The organism is Apilactobacillus xinyiensis, assembly GCF_019656235.1.
GTDB classification, from domain to species: Bacteria; Bacillota; Bacilli; order Lactobacillales; family Lactobacillaceae; genus Apilactobacillus; species Apilactobacillus xinyiensis.
The window spans coordinates 14496-34557 of sequence record NZ_BPLL01000013.1 but is presented as its reverse complement, the minus strand read 5'-3'; the positions used below and the strand labels follow the sequence as shown (position 1 = coordinate 34557).

19 protein-coding genes are annotated in these 20062 nt (G+C 30.9%); 6 read left to right on the top strand and 13 right to left on the bottom strand.

The window, feature by feature from the left end; translation table 11 throughout:
* The first annotated feature begins 188 nt into the window (after nucleotides 1-188).
* Together rbsK and rbsD are read left to right on the top strand one after the other, a co-directional pair.
* A complete protein-coding gene (gene rbsK, locus K5Q11_RS04265) occupies nucleotides 189-1166 on the top strand; it encodes a ribokinase (RefSeq protein WP_220751350.1) in 978 nt (325 codons plus the stop codon).
* Nucleotides 1138-1560 (top strand): D-ribose pyranase, encoded by a 423-nt coding sequence (gene rbsD, locus K5Q11_RS04260; protein WP_220751349.1) that lies wholly within the window; start codon nucleotides 1138-1140, stop codon nucleotides 1558-1560. Before rbsK ends, rbsD begins: the two co-directional genes overlap by 29 nt.
* A 129-nt stretch (nucleotides 1561-1689) precedes the next feature.
* Here the strand turns inward: rbsD and K5Q11_RS04255 are convergent, their stop codons facing one another.
* Both K5Q11_RS04255 and K5Q11_RS04250 read right to left on the bottom strand, forming a co-directional pair.
* On the bottom strand, nucleotides 1690-4080 hold the full coding sequence (locus K5Q11_RS04255) for a phosphoketolase family protein (protein ID WP_220751348.1): 2391 nt from the start codon (nucleotides 4078-4080) through the stop codon (nucleotides 1690-1692).
* Between the two features lie 237 nt (nucleotides 4081-4317).
* On the bottom strand, nucleotides 4318-5046 hold the full coding sequence (locus tag K5Q11_RS04250) for a GntR family transcriptional regulator (RefSeq protein WP_220751347.1): 729 nt from the start codon (nucleotides 5044-5046) through the stop codon (nucleotides 4318-4320).
* Nucleotides 5047-5168: 122 nt separating this feature from the next.
* Between K5Q11_RS04250 and K5Q11_RS04245 the strand changes: the two genes are divergently transcribed.
* A complete protein-coding gene (locus K5Q11_RS04245; RefSeq protein ID WP_220751346.1) occupies nucleotides 5169-5672 on the top strand; it encodes an aminoacyl-tRNA deacylase in 504 nt (167 codons plus the stop codon).
* Here K5Q11_RS04245 and K5Q11_RS04240 read toward each other — a convergent pair whose 3' ends face one another.
* From K5Q11_RS04240 to K5Q11_RS04230, 3 genes are all read right to left on the bottom strand, one after another.
* Nucleotides 5673-6314, bottom strand: a complete 642-nt coding sequence (locus tag K5Q11_RS04240; RefSeq protein WP_220751345.1) for an HD domain-containing protein — start codon at nucleotides 6312-6314, stop codon at nucleotides 5673-5675.
* 63 nt (nucleotides 6315-6377) lie between these two features.
* Nucleotides 6378-8483 (bottom strand): copper-translocating P-type ATPase, encoded by a 2106-nt coding sequence (locus K5Q11_RS04235; RefSeq protein ID WP_444541828.1) that lies wholly within the window; start codon nucleotides 8481-8483, stop codon nucleotides 6378-6380.
* Nucleotides 8480-8917 carry a CopY/TcrY family copper transport repressor gene (locus tag K5Q11_RS04230; RefSeq protein ID WP_220751344.1) on the bottom strand — a complete coding sequence of 146 codons (438 nt, stop codon included), beginning with the start codon at nucleotides 8915-8917 and terminating at the stop codon, nucleotides 8480-8482. The genes K5Q11_RS04235 and K5Q11_RS04230 overlap by 4 nt, the downstream gene beginning before the upstream one ends.
* Nucleotides 8918-9058: 141 nt before the next feature.
* Here K5Q11_RS04230 and K5Q11_RS04225 point away from each other — a divergent pair, with 141 nt between their 5' ends.
* Nucleotides 9059-9892: a phage integrase N-terminal SAM-like domain-containing protein gene (locus tag K5Q11_RS04225; protein ID WP_220751343.1), complete on the top strand. Its 834-nt coding sequence runs from the start codon at nucleotides 9059-9061 to the stop codon at nucleotides 9890-9892.
* 30 nt (nucleotides 9893-9922) lie between these two features.
* Here K5Q11_RS04225 and K5Q11_RS04220 read toward each other — a convergent pair whose 3' ends face one another.
* A complete protein-coding gene (locus tag K5Q11_RS04220) occupies nucleotides 9923-10420 on the bottom strand; it encodes a DUF1836 domain-containing protein (RefSeq protein WP_220751342.1) in 498 nt (165 codons plus the stop codon).
* 31 nt (nucleotides 10421-10451) lie between these two features.
* Entirely contained in the window at nucleotides 10452-12809 is a 2358-nt protein-coding gene (locus K5Q11_RS04215; RefSeq protein WP_251067911.1) for an HAD-IC family P-type ATPase, read from the bottom strand.
* 118 nt (nucleotides 12810-12927) lie between these two features.
* Here K5Q11_RS04215 and K5Q11_RS04210 point away from each other — a divergent pair, with 118 nt between their 5' ends.
* Nucleotides 12928-13773: an aldo/keto reductase gene (locus tag K5Q11_RS04210; RefSeq protein WP_220751341.1), complete on the top strand. Its 846-nt coding sequence runs from the start codon at nucleotides 12928-12930 to the stop codon at nucleotides 13771-13773.
* Between the two features lie 34 nt (nucleotides 13774-13807).
* Here the strand turns inward: K5Q11_RS04210 and K5Q11_RS04205 are convergent, their stop codons facing one another.
* Nucleotides 13808-15034 (bottom strand): glycosyltransferase family 2 protein, encoded by a 1227-nt coding sequence (locus tag K5Q11_RS04205; protein WP_220751340.1) that lies wholly within the window; start codon nucleotides 15032-15034, stop codon nucleotides 13808-13810.
* A gap of 28 nt (nucleotides 15035-15062) precedes the next feature.
* On the bottom strand, nucleotides 15063-15479 hold the full coding sequence (locus K5Q11_RS04200) for a hypothetical protein (protein ID WP_220751339.1): 417 nt from the start codon (nucleotides 15477-15479) through the stop codon (nucleotides 15063-15065).
* A gap of 161 nt (nucleotides 15480-15640) precedes the next feature.
* On the opposite strand from K5Q11_RS04200, the gene K5Q11_RS04195 reads away from it, so the two are divergent.
* On the top strand, nucleotides 15641-16642 hold the full coding sequence (locus K5Q11_RS04195; RefSeq protein ID WP_220751338.1) for an FUSC family protein: 1002 nt from the start codon (nucleotides 15641-15643) through the stop codon (nucleotides 16640-16642).
* 19 nt (nucleotides 16643-16661) lie between these two features.
* Here the strand turns inward: K5Q11_RS04195 and K5Q11_RS04190 are convergent, their stop codons facing one another.
* The 4 genes from K5Q11_RS04190 to K5Q11_RS04175 all read right to left on the bottom strand — a co-directional run bounded on the left by K5Q11_RS04190 (nucleotide 16662) and on the right by K5Q11_RS04175 (nucleotide 19929).
* Nucleotides 16662-17270: a helix-turn-helix domain-containing protein gene (locus tag K5Q11_RS04190; protein WP_220751337.1), complete on the bottom strand. Its 609-nt coding sequence runs from the start codon at nucleotides 17268-17270 to the stop codon at nucleotides 16662-16664.
* Between the two features lie 150 nt (nucleotides 17271-17420).
* Complete coding sequence (locus K5Q11_RS04185; RefSeq protein ID WP_220751336.1) at nucleotides 17421-17912, bottom strand: cupin domain-containing protein; 492 nt, start codon at nucleotides 17910-17912, stop codon at nucleotides 17421-17423.
* A 53-nt stretch (nucleotides 17913-17965) separates the two neighbouring features.
* Nucleotides 17966-18922, bottom strand: coding sequence for a S66 family peptidase (locus K5Q11_RS04180; RefSeq protein ID WP_220751358.1), 957 nt, complete (start codon nucleotides 18920-18922; stop codon nucleotides 17966-17968).
* A 17-nt stretch (nucleotides 18923-18939) separates the two neighbouring features.
* A complete protein-coding gene (locus tag K5Q11_RS04175) occupies nucleotides 18940-19929 on the bottom strand; it encodes a D-2-hydroxyacid dehydrogenase (protein WP_220728800.1) in 990 nt (329 codons plus the stop codon).
* Between the last annotated feature and the right edge of the window lie 133 nt (nucleotides 19930-20062).

The window sequence follows — 20062 nt, the reverse complement described above, 5'->3', positions numbered from 1 at the left end:
CCAAAAACTTTAAGATAAATACAACTTAAATAATATACTATTATTATATTTAATCAAGTGAAAACTATCACAATATAAAACGTGAAAACGTTTTCTTAAAGTGCTTTACAAATATAAATCTTTGTTATATAGTTGTTTTAAGTTAAGTGAAACACTTAACAATATATCTTTGGAAGCTGGTTTTATTTATGACAAAAACAATTACAGTATTAGGCTCTACAAATATTGATAAAGTTATAAAAGTACCTAGATTTGCCAAAAGTGGTGAAACTTTAAAAACGAGTGAACACGTAGTTGAAGCAATGGGTGGTAAAGGTCTTAATCAAGCAGTTGCCGCTGCTAGGTCAGGTGCTAAAACCATTATTTTAACAAAGGTCGGTAAGGAATTTAGCATTGAAAAAAACATGAACGTTAAAAACCTTATAACTAGTAACGTTATACGCTCACAAACTGAACAAACTGGACAAGCTTATATCACTGTATCTGAAGAAACCGGTGATAATATCATCCATATTTATGGAGGAGCTAATGCAGATATAACTGTAGAAGATGTTTTAAATAATCAAGAAGTAATCAAAAAATCAGATTTCATAATTGCACAATTAGAAATTCCCATCAATGTAGTCACTGAAGCATTTAAAATTGCTAAAGCCAATGGTGTAAATACCATTTTAAACCCTGCTCCAATGCCCGAAATTGGTGGACTTCCAGATGAATTATTAAAAAATACAGATATGATAACGCCTAATGAACATGAAACCTTTTTACTCACTGGGATTAACGCAGACAGTGATAAATCATTAATAGAAAATGCCAAATATTACTTTAAATATGGTATTAAAGAAGTCATTATCACTTTAGGTTCAAGAGGATCATTTTACATGAATCAAGATGGAAATTATGGCATTGTACCAATAATTAATTCTAAAGTAGTTGACACTACAGCAGCTGGAGATACCTTCATCGGTGCAATGTCCACAAGATTAAATTCAAATATGTCTAATCTAAAAGATGCAATGGAGTATGCAACTGCAGCCTCTTCAATCACCGTTTCTAGAAACGGTGCACAACCTAGTATTCCATCAGAAAGCGAAGTATTAGTTGTATTAGGTAGAAACATGGAGGTATTCAATCATTATGCGCAAAACCAACTTGTTAAACACTAAACTTTCAGCTGCTATATCACAAATTGGGCATACTCAATGGCTCACTATCGGTGATTGCGGTTTACCCATTAAAGATGATGGTCGTAAAATAGATTTATCAGTAGTAAGAGGTTTGCCTAAATTTATAGATGTCCTAAAAGCTACTTTATCGGAAATGAAAGTTCAAAAAATATATTTAGCCAAAAAAATTAAAACCAAAAACCCTAAACAATTAGCTAATATTATGGATATTATAGATGATGACGTTGACATTGAATGGGTCTCACATGAGAAACTTAAAGATATGTGTCACGGATCAAACAATATTGCTAGTGTTAGAACTGGTGAAATTACTCCATATTCCAATGTAGTATTAGAATCAAATGTTGATTTCGTGGGGGAAGCTATAAAATAAATAAAAAAAAGGAAGCAGACTATATTAATTACAGCTTGCTTCCTTTTTGTTTGCTCTTATTTAATATAAAAAAGGAATTTACCCATAAATTGGATAAATTCCTTTTTATTTTGCATCGAAATAATTAAATTACTTCAATGGTTTCCATTGCCAAGCGTTAACTTCTGGTAAATCAGTACCAACTTCACGAATGTAAGCATTGTGCTTGTCAATCATGTCGTTCATACGTTGTACGAATGAAGCACCCTTAACAGAGTATTCTGGAATGTCGTTAACAACTTCTTTAGCTAAGTCGAAACGATCTAATTGGTTCAATACACGCATGTCAAATGGTGTAGTGATATCACCGTTTTCACGGTAACCATGAACGTGTAAGTTATGGTTATGACGATCGAAGAATACATCTTTAACTAGACCTTCGAAACCGTGGAATGCAAATACAACAGGTTTGTCAGTTGTAAATAGACGGTCGAATTCTTCATCAGTTAAACCACGAGGGTCAACCTTAGGAGAACGTAGTTTCAAGAAGTCAACAACGTTGATGTATCTGATCTTCATTTCTGGGAATTCTTCATGCAAGATTGAAATTGCAGCAAGAGTTTCCCAAGTAGGTTCAGTACCTGCAGAAGCCATAACAACATCTGGTTCTTGTCCTTGGTCAGTTGAAGCCCAGTCAACGTAGCCTAAACCATTGTTAACTAAGTTAGTAGCTTCTTCAATTGAGAACCATTGTGGACGTGGGTGTTTTGAAGTAACAATTAAGTTAATCTTTTCTTGACTAGCAAAAGCAACGTTACCAACAGCTAATAAAGTATTAGCATCAGATGGTAAGTATTCACGAATGAATTCAGGTTTCTTTTCAGCCAAGTGAGTTAACATACCTGGGTCTTGGTGAGTGTAACCATTGTGATCTTGTTGGAATACAGTTGAAGTATCAACAAAGTTCAATGATGGGTACTTTCTTCTCCATTTTTGGTCAGCAGCTTTACGTAACCACTTGAAGTGTTGAGTTAACATTGAATCTACAACACGACCGAATGCTTCGTAAGTTGCGAAGAAACCATGACGACCAGTTAGAACGTAACCTTCTAACCAACCTTCGTCTTGGTGTTCTGATAATTGTGAATCAATTAAACGACCTGAATGAGCAACGTATTGGTCATTAGGTTCCATAATGTCTTCCATCCATTGACGGTTAGTTTCGTTAAACACACCGTATAGACGGTTTGACATTGATTCATCAGGACCAAATGCACGGAAGTTTTTAGGGTTTGCTTCCATAACAGCACCTAACCAGTTTGACCATACACTCATATCTTCAGCAATAGTTTCACCTGGTGTCTTAATTTCAACAGCAAATTTCTTGTAATCAGGTAATACTAATGGCTTAGGATCGATACCACCGTTTGTAATTGGGTTAACAGACATACGTTTGTCACCCTTAGGTGCCAATGCTTTAATGTCTTCCTTAATAGTAGCATCATCGTTAAATAATTCTTCTGGTTTGTATGATTTTAACCACTTAACAAGTAAGTCAGCATGTTCCATGTGATCACTTGATACAGGAAGTGGAATTTGGTGAGCACGGAATGAGTTTTCGATTGGTTGACCATCTAAGTCCAACTTAGGACCAGTCCAACCCTTAGGTGTTCTAAGAACAATCATTGGCCATACTGGTTCTTTAGCAGTTTCAGCAGTTTCGTTTTCACGAGCATTCTTTTGAATAGCTTTGATTTCTGGGATAACTTCATCCATAACTTTAGCCATTTTTTCGTGGTAGGCCATGTGGTCATCAAAATCATTTTCGTTTTCAACGAAGTATGCTTTCCAGCCCATACCCTTGAAGTAATCTGATAATTCTTCATCACTCATACGTGACATAATAGTTGGGTTAGAAATCTTGAAACCGTTCATGTTAATGATTGGTAATACAGCACCATCAGTAACAGGGTTGATGAATTTGTCAGAGAACCAACTAGCAGCTAGTGGACCACTTTCAGCTTCACCATCACCAATTTCAACAGCAGCAATTACGTCTGGATTATCAAGGATAGCACCAACACCATGTGATAGTGAGTAACCTAATTCTCCACCTTCGTGAATTGAACCTGGAGTTTCAGGAGCAGCATGTGATGCAACTCCACCAGGGAATGAGAATTGTTTGAATAATCTAGCCATACCTTCTTCATCTTGTGAGATGTTAGGGTAAATGTCTGAGTAACTGCCATCAATGTATGAGTTGGAAACCATAACTTGGCCACCATGACCTGAACCTTCAATGTAGAACATGTTCAAGTTGTACTTGTTGATAGCTCTATTCAAGTGAGCATAGATAAAGTTTTGAGATACGATAGTACCCCAGTGACCTATAGGTTTAACTTTAACGTCATCTGATGTTAATTTTGTCTTTAATAATGGGTTCTTTCTTAGATATAATTGACCTACTGATAAGTAGTTAGCAGTACGCCAGTATTTGTCTAATTGTTCCAAATATGCTTTGGAATCAAAATCTTCTGCCATTAATTAACACTCCTTTTATTGAAATACTATTGAAATTAATAATGATTAGCAAAACTACTAGTTGGACCAGCAGTTTGTTTACAATGAATATGATAAAGGGTTTTCATAAAAAGTCAACCTTTTTAACAATTGATACGGTCCAATTATCACATTACAAGCTAATCATCTTAATTATCGAGACCATTATGAACGATTAAGCATAAATAGTCCAATTTTTTTAATCGTTTTTTGAATTTTTTAATAATCATCTAACATTACAAAAGTGTTATATCTTAGATATTTATAATGTAAACGCATATTGGAAACTTCAAATGGTGTTCCATCATCTAAGAAAAAGATTCCTTCCATAATACCAACTGGTTCATTAACGGATAAGTTTAGTAATTTTTGATCCGTTTTATCCGATGGACTAGCCAAAATTGAAAGAAATGAACGAGTAACTCGTTTATTCATTTTTTCTTCAATGTAATTAAAAATTGAACCTGAAACGATATCTTGTGACAATTCAGGAGCTATTTTAATTGGGATGAAGCCCGTCTCAATCATAAAGGGTTGATTATCGAAAGAACGTAATCGTTTAATTTCATATACAAAATCACCAGGTGACAAAAATAAATCTTGCTGTAACTCTTCATTTGCAGGAATAACTTTAAAGCTAAGTAATTTTATTTTTGGCGTCATACCTTGGCTTTTGAGACTATCAGTTATTCCTAAATTAGAACCTTCATAGTGAAAAATAGTTTTATTTTTCATAAATAAAGGATTAATAAATGTCCCTGAACCGCGTTTCTTAAAAATAATTCCTTGATCTGCCAAAATTTTTAAAGCACGCTTTATTGAACTACGACTGACTGAATACTGTTCACTAAGGCTTCGCTCATCAGGCAATCGTTTATTAGGAAAAGCATTTGCCATAATTTTTTGTTTTAAATCATGCATCACTTTTCGGTAAACCAAATCTGCCATATTTTCTCCTCAAATCGCACTATAAATTTACAAATAAAGTATAACAGATTTTTATACTCAAGTTTTTAATATTTATAAACCAAGATATGACTGTGATAAAATAGCAAACGAGGTGATTTTGAATGTCAAAAAAGAAAAAAAAGAACAACATTCATAAAACGCTAGTTGAACAAATATTAGATAAAAATAGCATCCCTTATAAACAACACATTTTCCCTACTCATGAGGAGGGTGATGTGGCACAAATGGATGTAAAAGATGATACAGTTACGGAACATACCATTTATAAAACATTAGTTTTAAGTGGTAAAACTACTGGACCAGTGGTTGGCGTGGTTCCCTTGGATGCGCATTTAGATGAAAAGAAATTGGCTAAAGTTTCTGGTAACAAAAAAGTAAATATGGTTCCTTTAAAAGATTTATTAAAGACAACTGGATATGCTCACGGTGCAAACACACCAATTGGTATTTATGAAAAATTCGGTTACCCTATTTACATTGACAATGAAGCTAAAAAGCAGGGAGATATTTTTGTATCTTCTGGACAAATTGGACGTTCAGTCCTAGTTAATGCATCAGACATTGCCAAATTAACTAAAGCTGAATTTGTTGATATACAAAAATAATTATTTTTGCATATCGTATTCAGATTTAAATTCATTTAAAAAATTTTGCATATACGTTTTTCGATGAGCTGCTATTTCTATAGCAGCTTTTGTATTCATTTGACTAGGTATTTTAAGTAATTTTTCATAAAAATGATTAATTACAGTTGAACGTTCACGATACTGCTGTTTATTAAGTAGTGTTCTAGGTGATTGATTCTCGGAATAAATAGTTTCTCCAAAGTGACCACCATAATAAAAAGCTCGTGCAATACCAATTGCACCAATCGCATCTAAACGATCTGCATCTTGTACGATTTGGCCTTCTAAACTTAAATGGTGTTTAAATTCAATGTTTTTACTAAAAGACATATTATCAATGATATTAAAAATGGCATCTACTTCGTTTTCGTCAAATTGGCAATCAGTTAGATATAATTTTAAACGTAAAGACTCTACCGTTACGTTATCCACTAACTTTTCGTCAATTACATCATGTAAATAAGCTGCTGCTATAGTAATTTGTGGATTAGCCTTAGGTTCACTCAGTAAAATTTTTTTAGCCATTTTAACGACCCGTTCAACATGGTCCATGCTATGCCCAGTTTTATCTTTAGCAAGTTTATTTTTCACGTATTTACTAATTAAATTTATTTTATTCATCAATAATACTCCTACAAAAAAGGTTATAACTTTATTTTATCAGACAAAGTTATAACCTTTTTATTATTTAATTTTTAAAGTCATTGCGTTAATAGCAACAATTACTGTACTTAAAGACATTAGAACTGCACCTAACATTGGATCTAATAAGAACCCAGTAAATGGGTACAGAATTCCAGCTGCAACTGGTAAAGCAACCACATTGTATCCAGCTCCCCACCATAGGTTTTCAATTACCTTACGACGTGCATTTTTCGCTAGTTTTAATAGATTGATTACATCTTTAGGATCACTATTAACTAAAACCACATCTGCTGAATCAATTGCAATATCAGTTCCTGAACCTATAGCTACACCAATATCAGATTGATTTAGACTAGGTGCATCATTAATCCCATCACCAATAAAAATGGTCTTGCCTTTGGCTTGATATGCTTTAACTATTTCTTGTTTATTTTCTGGTAATAGCTCCGACTTATAATCATTAATATTTAAAATTTGAGCTACTTTTTTGGCAGCTTTACGATTATCTCCGGTTAACATAACCGGTTCAATCCCATTACTCTTTAGGAAGTCAATCATAGCTTTGGAACCGGCCTTAATAGAATCGCCTTCAGCAATCATTCCTACAACTTGATTATTTTCAACAAGATAGCTAATAGTGTCTTCTGGACTATCTGTATAGGTTGGTATTGCCAAGTTCTTATTTTTTAAATATTTTTCAGAAACCAGTTTATATGCTTGAGCATTAATTATTCCGCTTAAACCAGCACCGCTAATTTGTTGTAAATTATCAACTTTTAAGTTTTGAATATTTTTACTAGTGGCCAAATCAGTAATTCCCTTAGCTAATGGATGATTATATTCAGCTTCTAAACTAGCGGCTATTTGCAATAATTGATCTTCTGAAAAATCATCTTTAAAACTTTGAATTACATTAACTTTAAAATCACCAGCAGTTAAAGTTCCTGTTTTATCCATAAAAGCATATTTAATTTGATTGACCTTTTCTAAACTGGTACGGTTGCGGATTAATAATCCATTAGTTGCTGCAATACTGGTACTACGAGAAGTAATCAATGGAATCGCTAAGCCTAATGCATGCGGACAAGCAATAATTAAAACTGAGACAATAATTGGTAATGTAAAATTAATCCCTTGAACTGGCAACCAAGCAACTAAGGCAATTAAAGCAACCGCTATGGCAGCATAAAATAAATATCCAGCAACCTGGTTGGCTAAATCTTCAGATTTACTTTTACTATTTTGGGCATCTTGTACCATTTGCATTACTTTAGATAAATAACCATTATTACCAGTTCCAGTTACTAAAATTTCAATACTTCCAGAATGATTAATTGAACCGCCAATTACTTTATCATCTACTTTTTTAGCAACCTTAGTGGATTCTCCGGTAATAAAAGATTCGTTAACAAAAGTAGTTCCCTTTTTAACTACACCATCAGCAGGAATTTTTTCACCCGATTTAACTAATAAGACTTGATCATTTTTAATTTCATTAACTGAGATGTCTCTAGTATTATCACCATCTACTAAATGTGCATTGTCAGGGAGTAATTTAGCCAAACTATTTACAGCTGAACCAGCATTGCTAACTGAACTCATCTCAATCTGATGTCCTAATAACATAATTACAATTAAAGTTGATAATTCCCAGAAGAAATCATTTACCGGACCTAAAGTTGTAAATATGTTATTAACTAATACTGCGTAAATACTGTAAAGATAAGCTACCGTAATTCCTAAAGCAATCAAAGACATCATACCTGGCTTTTTAGATGAAAATTCACCCTTAGCACCGCTAAAAAATGGCTTTCCACCATAAACAAACAGAATCGTACTTAAAATAGCAACTATATAATCTGAGCCAGCAAAAGTAACTTGAAAGGGTAATTTAGCACCCATCATGGGAGACATAATTAAAATGAGAATCATTAAAATTAATGAAATCCAAAATTTTCTTTTTAAATTACCCATATGCATCATATGTCCACCATGCATCATCATGTCACTATGATTTCCTTGCATATGGTTTTCATGCATATTATGCATATCACAATTATCCGTTTTCATATTATGATGCATGTGGTTTTGTTCCATATGGTTATGGTGCATATGATCATGACTCATATTCTTATGTTTATTCATTTTAAAACCTCCCTATCACAATTCAAGCAATCACAATTTACTTTCTCTTTAGCATTAGTACGCTTATTTTCTAAAGTTTTAATTAAGTCATCAATGTCAGGTTTACTAATATCTAGATGATTTATTAAGTATTTAATGACGGCCCCTTGACGCATACAACAAATATTTTCTACAGAATTAATTGCCATTAAATTACTAGCATCTTTTTCTTCAATATTAGTAAAGTAAATGTTTTTACTTTTATGCTTTTGTGCACTTAAAATTTTTTTCTTAACCAGTCGACTAACTAAAGTTTTAATTGTCGATGGACTCCATCCTTTTTTGTCCGATAAAACATCAATGATGGTTTTACTATCAGTTTGTTTTAATGTCCAAACTATCCGCATTACTTCCCATTCAGCAGAAGTGATTTCAGATGTTACGTCTTTTGGCATTTTATTCGCACTCCTTATATAATTTATGATTATAGTTTACAACTGTAGACGAAAAAAGCAATAAAAAAGACTTATTAGATTTTAAACAAGAATCATTAAGTCTTATCATGTATACTATTATACATAGAAAGGGGTAATTAAATGTCAACTAACAATTATCCATATCAAGATGGCTTTGAACAATATTTATCAATTCAAGGACTGGCTGCTATTACCATTGACGAATATACGGCTACTTTAATCGATATGTTTGAATACTTATCTAACTTCAACTTGGGTTATCAAGAAAATCATAAAGTAAGTCAATTACTCGATCGCGATGTCGAACAATATATGCAAATGCTAGTAAATAATCGCTCCATTCAAAATTTAACTTACAACAAAATTCTTTCACACATTAATATATATTTTAAATTTTTGTTTACACATGGTTTTACTAACAATTTACCAACTCTAACTTTAAAAGGTAAGCCTAAACCACAAAAAATCAAAGGATTATCTACTAAATGGTTAAGTGCATTACCGGAAATCCTTACTGACGAAAAAGTAAATCCATATACCAAACTCGTTCTATTACTAATCAGTAAAGGATTCTCTGTCAAAGAATTTCTAAAGCCTGGGTTTTACAAATTAATGAACAAAATTGATTTCAGTGAAAATGAAAAACAATTTTTAAAAAGTTTTGATGATTTTATTAAGCCCATTCAATTAAAACAAAATAGTAATGACATTTTTTTAAAACAACGGTATAGTGATAACCCTATCTTAACTCTACCTGGATTGCATAAGTATTTAAATCCTAGTGAAAAACTATTAGGGATTGAATTAAACCCTAGTGTTTTATATCAAAGTTACATCATAAACTATATGATTCAATTTGGACATAATTTACCAGATGATGTCCTTTCACAAAAACTTAATTTAGATCCAACTTCTATTATTTATTATCGCAAGGAAGCTGAAAAATATATGTAAAAAGTCTTGGGAAAATTCCCCAAGACTTTTTTAATGTTTTGAAATTGATTTATAAATATTATTAGCTTTTAAGCGATCTACAATCGTGTCAGCAATCACACTTAATAATTCATCAGTGTCATTATCAAAATGATTTGTTGGTTCATTTTGCGCTAAACTATGCAGCTTTGAAACCAATAAAGTAATAAACTCATCATATGCCTGTTTAGGAAAATTATGCTTAGTTACTGCATCTATTCCTGAACGGATTAAACTTATTGAAAAAATAGGTTTCAATAAGCTAATAATAATTATATCTGCAATATGCACAGTTTGATATTTCTTTTTTACTGGCGCAAAGGTAGCTTTGTTCTTAACGTAATTGTTCACCATTGTTTTAGTAACTGGGTCAGCTCCTAAGGGCACTACAGCTTCATTCACCACTGCAATTAATTGATCCATATATAAATCAAATTTGGGCAAATCATCCCATTTAGGTAATGTAATATTAGCCATTTGAGATTGCCAACTCTTGTACATTTTGTTCATAAAAGCACCTCATTGAATTAATTATATCATATTAAAATGACTCTCTTCGTTGCCATTTATGATACTTATCAATTACTTTCACAACTAACTTTTGAACAACTGTTAAAATTGGATATGCTGTTAATCCAATTGTTAATGCAATCATTGCAATTGGGAATTCAAACATTGATACATAATCAAATACTTTACCTAAGAATAAAAATACTACTAAAAAGATTACTCCAGTTGGAATAATAATCATTAATTTACTCTTGTTAATTGGTTTAGATACTAGAAATAATGCTATCCAACAAATAATTCCAGTAATCAAAACATTTAACGAAGAACGGTCCATATAATCAAATCCAAACCATTTTCCAGCGTACATAATTACCAAAATATACCCTACAATCGTTATTGCACCTGGTAAAGCTACATTAAAAATTTTACGATAAAATTGATCAGTAACTCTTTGATAATTAGGTGCTAATGCCAATAGAAATGATGGTAATCCTACCATGAATGTACTAATTGGTGTTAATTGAATTGGTTGGAAAGGATAATCATGACTAGAAAATATAAATAAAATACTTAAAGCTAAGGAGAACATTGTTTTAATCAAGTAAAGTGAGGATACACTACTGATATTGTTAATCACTCGACGACCTTCACCCAAAACATTCACCATTGAGGAAAAGTTAGAATCTAATAAAACAAAGTTAGAAATTCCTTTAGCACTTTCACTTCCAGAAGCCATAGCAATTCCACAATCAGCCTGTTTTAGCGATAAGATATCATTTACTCCATCACCAGTCATTGCCACAGTATGTTTGCTATCTTGCAGAGCTTTCACTAGCTTTTTCTTTTGTTCCGGTGTTACTCGACCAAACACAGTATATTGACTGGCAATTTTCTTGAAGTCATCGGTATCATTAACGGTTGACATATCAATCATCTTTTCAGCATTAGGAATGTTAACTCGTTTACCTATACTAGCTACTGTATTAGGGTCATCGCCGGAAATGATTTTAAGAGTAATATCTTGTTCAGCAAAATATTTTAAAGTATCTACTGCATCTGGACGAATTAGATCGTTAATTAAAATCAAACTTAATAGTTTAGGATTATCTAATTTTTCTTGCAACGTAGATTGATTCTTAGCTAAGCACAAAACTCGATATCCACGTTTAGTATAACTTTCAATTCTTTGTCGAGTATCATCTGACATGTTAGGTAATACAAATTGTGGTGCTCCAAGTATAAAACTACCCAGATTGTCAACATCTGCACCACTCCATTTACGTTCAGATGCAAATGGAATATATTTGTTGATTTTCAAGTCTGGTTTCTTAAAAGCGTTCTTTAATGCTAAAGCCGTCTCATTAGAATCTTCGTCAGAATAAATTACCGCTCCAATTACTTTATTTAAGTACTCATCAGAAACATTACTCATATTTACAGTTCTATCGAATTTAAGTTGACCAGTAGTTATGGTCCCAGTTTTATCTAAGCATAGCGTATCAACTCTAGCTAATGTTTCAATTGCTGGTAAGTTTCTAACTAATACTTTTTTACGCGTTAATTTTAATGCTGAAACAGCTAACGTAACGGTTGAAAGTAATACTAATCCTTCCGGAATCATCCCTGTCATAGCTGCCACAGTGCCCAAAATAGAATTATTAACATCATTGCCATGCATTAAGTTAGAAATAAATAAAACTAGTCCTAATGGCACAATTATAATCGTCAAAATTTTAATAATTTTATTAATTGTATTTAGTAATTTACTATTATTTTCACGACCGTTATCATGTTTAACTTCATTGGTAATTTTATTAACAAAAGTATCAGAACCTACTTTTTCAACTAAAATGTAAGCACTACCACTAATGATGAAACTACCTGAAGTAATTTTATCATTAGTATGTTTTGTAATTGGTTTTGATTCACCCGTAATTTGTGACTCATCAACACTTACAAAATTGGTTTCAATAATTTGACCATCAATAGGAACTTGATCACCATGATTAAGTAACAAGACATCGTTTAAAACAATATTGTCTTGGTCAATTTCCATAATCTTATTATCACGAACAACTTTTACTTTATTCTTAGATAAAATAGCCATTTTATCTAATTGGCGTTTAGAGCGAATTTCTTGGATAGTTCCAACAATGGTATTAATTACCGCAACCACAATAAATAATAAATTTTTGTAATCACCTGTATAAAACACCATAGCTGCTAATACAATATTTATTAAGTTAAATAAAGTCCATGTATTTGACTTTATTATTTGCGGAATGCTCTTAGTTAAATTATACTGATTAATGTTATACATTCCATCCTCAAAATACTTTTGAGCTTGAGATGTAGTTAAACCTTTTTTTAGAATATTATTTTCAGACAATCTCAATACCTCATTTCTGTAAATAATTAATTGGTAAATTATTTTAATATATAATCAAATTGAATTTATACTTATTATAGTAAATTATCACAAAATTAAAAATTAAGGAGTGTTATTAATGGAAAAAAATATTAAGTTATCAGATGGCAACATTATGCCCATGGAAGGTTTTGGCACTTATAAATTAGACACTCAAGAAAAAATGGATACAGCATTTAAATCTGCCTATGAAAATGGTTACAGATTATTTGATTCAGCACAATTATATAAAAACGAAGATTTATTAGGTAATTCCATCAAAAAATTTAACATTAAACGTGAAAATATTTTTATTACAACTAAAATACCGGAAAATAAGCAGGGTTACGAAGAAACTTTAAATGCTATCGAAGAATCCTTAAGCAACTTGCAAACTAACTATATTGACTTACTATTAATTCATTGGCCTATCCATTCAAAATTTTTTGAAACATGGCGTGCTTTAGAAGATGCTAAGATTGCCGGAAAAGTAAAATCAATTGGTGTAAGTAATTATCACCGTGCTCATTTAGAATTACTAAAAACTCAAGCCCGTGAAATGCCAGTTGTTAATCAAATTGAAAATCATCCATATTTGAGTCAAGCTGCCCTAATTGAATATGATAAAAGTCAAAATATTGTTACACAAGCTTGGAGTCCAATGGGACGTGGCAGCGTTTTAAAAGATGAAGTTTTACAATCCATCGCTAATACACATAATAAATCAACAGCTCAAGTCGTTCTACGCTGGCATCTACAACGTGTGGTCGCAATTATTCCAAAGTCTAAGAGTGATAAACGAATTCAAGAAAATCAAAATATTTACGACTTTGAATTGTCTGATAAAGAAATGGAAATGATTAATAGCCTAAATAAAAATCAAAGAAACGGTGATGATCCGGAATTAGTATACGAAATTGAGCATCAATATCCTACACATAAATAAAAAATAACCTAGCGTACGCTAGGTTATTTTTTATTTATCTAGGGCTTTTCCAAGTCCCAGATGAATGCCCATAAAATACAACATTGCATGCTTTAGGAAAAGTAACTAAAAGTGCAAAGGGATTAACTAACCATAAAAAGGAAATATATACTGGTGAAAACCCAAAATAACGCATTTTAATTCCCTGTTGATCATAATGTAATGAAACTAGTAGTTGCAGTATCCCCATGATAAATTCTATACATACCAAAATCATATTGCATAACCAAAGCCAAAATAAATTGTCAAATTGACCAGTAGATAAATAATATATATTTGTAAATACCATAATTATAGATGTAAAAACTAAAAGAAATGTCCAAGAAAAGCTAAATATCTCATCAAAAAAAAGAGGAATGTTCTTAAACATGACAATAGGGTTTATAAACATTCTTTTAAAATTAGAAAGCAAGACCTCTGTTCCTCCCTGAGACCATCTTTTTCTCTGTCTATAAAGATTTTTCATGTTTTCAGGGACAATCATTTTAAAAACTATGTCAGGAGCAAATTTAGTTTGCCACGAATGGTAAAACATATCCCAAGCTATACTAATATCTTCAGTTGCTCTATTTTGTCTAAAACCACCAACATCAATCAATGCATCTTTGCGATACATTGTATTTGCACCACTAAATGCATACATATTATCTGAAGTAGCAGATTGAGTCCTTTTAATACCACTAACTATACTGGTAAATTCAATAATTTGAGATTTGCTTATTACATTATTACGGTTTAAAACATCCATATTTCCAGTAACACCACCAACATTTCTGTTTTTAATGCCTTGAAAATATTGAACGTATTTAACCAGTGCATCTGCTTCTGGCAAGGTGTCAGCATCGTTACTTAGTATAAGTTCACCCTTAGCAAACCCTAAAGACACATTTAACGCATGCGCTTTCCCAGCGTTCTTTTCCACATGTATTATTCTCAAATTAGAATACTTTTTCTGAAATTCTAAAGCAATTTTTAAAGTATCGTCATTAGAACCATCATCAACCATTATTATTTCATAATTAATGTAATTTATTCTATTTTCTAAATAATCTAATGTTTCTTCTATCGTATCGTTTTCATTATGAGCTGATATAACAATTGTAACAAATGGATAATCTTGTAAATTATCATATTTAAATGCAGTTATTTTATCATTATAAAAATATTTGTAAAAAATGTTTCCAAAAATTATATAGATTGCACTTAAGATTGGGTAACACAACCAACTAAAAAATAATATATAACTTAATTTAATGAAAATCCCTCCTATCTATATTCTCTTTTTGATAAAGTTTTATTAATTGATTTAATTCAATGTTATTATCATAATGTACTGAGTAGTAATTTTTATTTTTTAAATTATTACCAAATTTTTCAGCATTAAATTTATTAAATATAATCTTTTTCTTTTCTAATCCGGTTTTATTGTAAGTTATTTTTCTATGAAACGTATGAACATTCATAACATTACACATAACTGTAAGAAAATACGATAATACTGCTATTATTAAAAGCCAAGCAAAAAAGAAAAATAATGTAGTTTTTATAATATTGATAATTTGAGTTTTATAAGAAGTGATGCAAAAACTAATAGTTATAAATAAAAATGGAAAAAACAATATAAACCAAAAAACAATGTAGGTAAAATATTTTTTTATTTGTTTCATAAACAACAACCTTAATAATTAATAGTATATTTACAATAATACTAATACATTTACAAATTAAATTCATTTTAAAAGATTGCAAAAATAATATTTAATAAATATATAATAAAAATTTATGTAATATTAAAATTTTAATATAAAAAAGGGGTATTTTTATTTATATGGAAAACAAAATTATACTAGGCAATATATCTTTAAAAGTGTCTAATTTATTATCACTAACTATTTCAATGATTATTATGCAACTAGTTAACGACATTCATTTAGGAACTTTAATTGTTTTAGGATCTTTATTCTTCTATTACTATATTCCTCAAGAAAATCATCAAGGTTTTAAAAATGTTTTAATTGCTGGAATTGCTGGAATGATAGCATTTCTTATCATGAATATATCTAACGTCTTTCCATGGGTTACCGCATTGATACTAGGTACCATTTGTTGTTTTTTCTTTTTCTACAATAAGTATTGGAATTTAACAGGTCCCGGACCATTTTTCTTAGTAATGATATCTTGTATTTCTGGAGTACATAAATACATAAACGCATATACCACAACCGAATCAATTTTTTATTTATCAATAGGTGTAATTATTTCCATTGTTTTAGCAGCTATCAATGAATTTATATTTGATCATTTTCAAATAATGAAAAAACCTAGTAATTCTAATAAAATAAGATTTAAGGTAGATAAAGTTTCCTCGGATATTATAATCAAATCTTTTGTATACGGATTTGCAGTTTTTTTATCATACTATATTGGTCAAAATCTAGGCATATTAAATTACTATTGGGTAGTAATTGCTTGTTCGTCAATATTACAAGCTAAATCTATGTCACACGCATTTAAGCGTCATCAAAATTATGTATTAGGTACCATTGTGGGTTGCGTAATTTCATACGCAATTTTATCAATTAATTTTTCTCCTATAATTATTTCAATTCTATTAATAATCTTTAATTCATTGATTTATTGGAAAATTAACACTAATTTCTTAGTTGGAAATTTTTTCACTACCCCTATGGCTATTTTAATTTCAAAACTAAGCAATCCCATGCTGAATAATGAAGCAATTCCAGAAAGATTTGCCGCTATTTTAATCGGTACCACTATTGGAATTGTTAGTGTTTATGTATTAAATTATCTTCAAAAAAAGTGTATATAAAAAGTGATGCCAGTTAGCATCACTTTTTATTTTTTAAATATTTCAATACATAGGAAACATTATAAAAAACTAAAGAAAATATCAAAAAGCAAATAGAAATTAAGGCAATGGATAATTTACCAAAATTATGAGCGTTATTCGGATTTAGTAAAAATCTAACTCCAGAAACTATAAAGATTAATGGTAATCCTGAAGTCAATGCAAAATTATATACTTCAGTGTTTTGAACTTTCTCACGACATTTATTAATTAATACAGATGCTATTTCACAAATAATTGAAATAAATATAAATGTTATAAAAATATACGTATTAGATGGCTTTATAACAATCCAGAAAAACATGCAAACTATAAAAGCTATATTTACAAAGCATTCAATCATTTTAATATTTTCAATAAATTCTTTTTTGCCTAAGTATTCTTTCATACCTTTATCTTCTTTCAAAAGTACATCTAATGAAACTTTATAGTAATCACTGAGCTTAATTAAACTTTCAATATCTGGATAACTTCGTTCATTTTCCCAATTTGAAATCGTATTTCTAGATACATGCAAATATTCTGCAACTTCAGATTGATTAACATTTTTAAGTTTACGTTCGTTACGTAATCTATCACCAAATCGCATAAATCATTCTCCTCTGATAAGTTAATACATTTATCATAACTAAGTTGTAAGTAAAAGTAACGCTCAATTTCTTGACATCATTGTTAAATCAACGTTTGTAAGATGTTTAATGCACAAAAAAACGATGCTAATTTTTAGCATCGTTTTTAATTATTCAAGAGTCAATCGTTTAATTACGGTTTCTAAATTAGGATATTTAGTTAGCAAATCACTTTTATGCATTAATTCAAAATCTGCGTAATCAAAACCTGGTGAAACCACACAACTTACAAGCGCAAAATCATCTTTTCCATCTACACTGGAAGCAAAAATAGTTCCTTTAGGCACCATGAATTGTGGCAGTTCACCCTTATTAATATCATTACCTAACTTTATGGCTTTATATTCTCCATTTGGATAAATACAATGCACGACCATATTTTTACCATCATGATAGAACCATAGTTCATCATGATTTAATCTATGAAAATGTGAAGGATTATCATTATCAATTAAAAACATTATGGAAGTGTAGTAGTAACGCTCTCCATTACTTTCACTTGCATAATATTTTTCATCGCTGTGATAAGTTTCTTTAAACCAACCACCTTCGGGATGCGTTTCTAAATTTAAATATTCAATATATTCCTGTTTACTAGTCAATGCAAATCCACCTATTCTTTTTGAATAAGTTTACTAAATGCATCTTCAATACGTCAAATTTCAATATGTCTATCTTTAGTCAATTTAATTGAACAACCTAATGGAATGGTAAAAATAGGTTGTGCATGCCCTACATTAAGATTATAAATAACTGGTATTTTTTGTAACACCGGAAATTTATCTAAAACATACATTAATCTCTCATGAGTCATTTTACTTTCTTTGGGAAATCTTCCAATTAAGAGTGCTTTAGGATTTTCAGAAGCTTGCAAAATTGAGGCTAAATCTCTAGAAAATTCTTCCCATGAATTTTCTTCTGAAAACTCCACTAACAATATTTTATTAGATAAATCTGGTTGATAAGGAGTACCTTGGACTAAATTAAAAGTACACAGATTACCACCCACAACTATTCCTTCAGCCGTTCCATGATTATAAAATGACCAAGTATTTTTATATAACTCAACTTTTTCATTTTTATTATACCAAGCTCCACTAGACCAAAACTCTGAAGGTACCAAATTAAATTTTGATTTAGTCATCGCAGTTAACCAAAAATGATCTTGGTAATCTCCTGTAACTCCTGACATTTTTAAGGAAGCAAATGCCGGACCATAATAAGTAACCAAGCCGGTCTTAGCGTAAATGGCATTCGCTAGAGCTGTAAAATCCGAAAATCCACAAATTATTTTGGGATTATTTTTTATGATATCAAAATCAATATATGGCAGTAACTCATTAGAAGTTAGGCCCCCAATGACTGTAATAATAGCCTTAACATTTTTATCTAAAAAGGCCGCATATAAATCTTCAATTCGCGATTTAATATCCGATGTCCCCAAGATATCATGTTCATTAATATGTTTGCCAAATGTTACTTTAAAGCCCCATTTTTCCAATTTTTGTTTAGAAAAAACATTACCATCCAATCCACCGACACGGTAAATGGAATCACTAGGTGCAATAACTCTAATTTCATCGCCTGATTTTAACTTATCTGGAATGATAATAATTCTCTTCCCCCATTTTAATTAACCTTGTTTAAAGGCTGTTCACCCTTTAAAACTCTAAGCGTTTCATCTAATGCAATATCAACCATATTTTTAACCGCAGCATCCGTATAAAAGCCAGTATGTGGAGTAACTTTTACATTAGGCATATTCATAAGTTCATTTAAAAAGGCATTATTTGGTTTACTGTTTCCTAGGTCAGTATTAAAAATGCCTGCCTCATTTTCTATCGTATCAATTGCTGCTCCTGCAATCTCTTTGTTAGTTAAAGCTGCAATTAAATCTTCAGTGGCAACTACTCCACCACGTGAATCATTAATAAAAAATGCTGATGGTTTCATCATTTTAAATACTTTTGCATCAATCATGTGCTCAGTATCGGATTTTAAAGGTGTATGCATCGTTACTACGTCAGCAGTTTTATATAAAGTGTCATAATCAACGTATTCTAAAGTATCGCATAGTTCTGGTCTAAAAACTGGGTCTGTAGCAATCACCTTGGCACCTAAAGCTTTAAAAATTCTTGCAACTGCGCTACCAATTTTACCTGCTCCGACAATCCCTATTGTTAAGTTATGAATTTCATTAGCTTGTAAGCCAAACCATTTAAAATTATTATGTTCTAGTCGATTTTCAATTAAGCCTAAATGTCTAACTAAATACATCACTTGAGCTAATACTAGTTCACTAACTGAACGTGGTGAATAAGCTGGTACATTAGTGATTGAAATTCCATTTTCATTAGCTGCTTGTAAGTTTGCAATTTCGTATCCAGTAGTTCGAAAAGCCATTTGTTTGATTCCGTAGCTACTTAATTTTTCGTATATTCGCGGATCTTTTAAAGAATTCAATTGTTGAACTGCTATTCCGTCGTATCCTTCAGCTAACTCAGCTGTTTGGACATTCAACTCTTTATAAATAATTTTTACATCCACATGATTTTTTTCAGCCCAACTATTAATCTCAGGCTCTTCATCTTCTCGAACATTGTATACTAAAATTTTCATACTAACATCGCCCTTTACTTTTTAATCATTTTATCATCATTTTTTAATTTTTAAAATAACTATTTAATTAAGGCAAATAAATTTTCGTTGAAAAGTCGTTATAATTAAACATACTTACTATAATTAGTTAGGA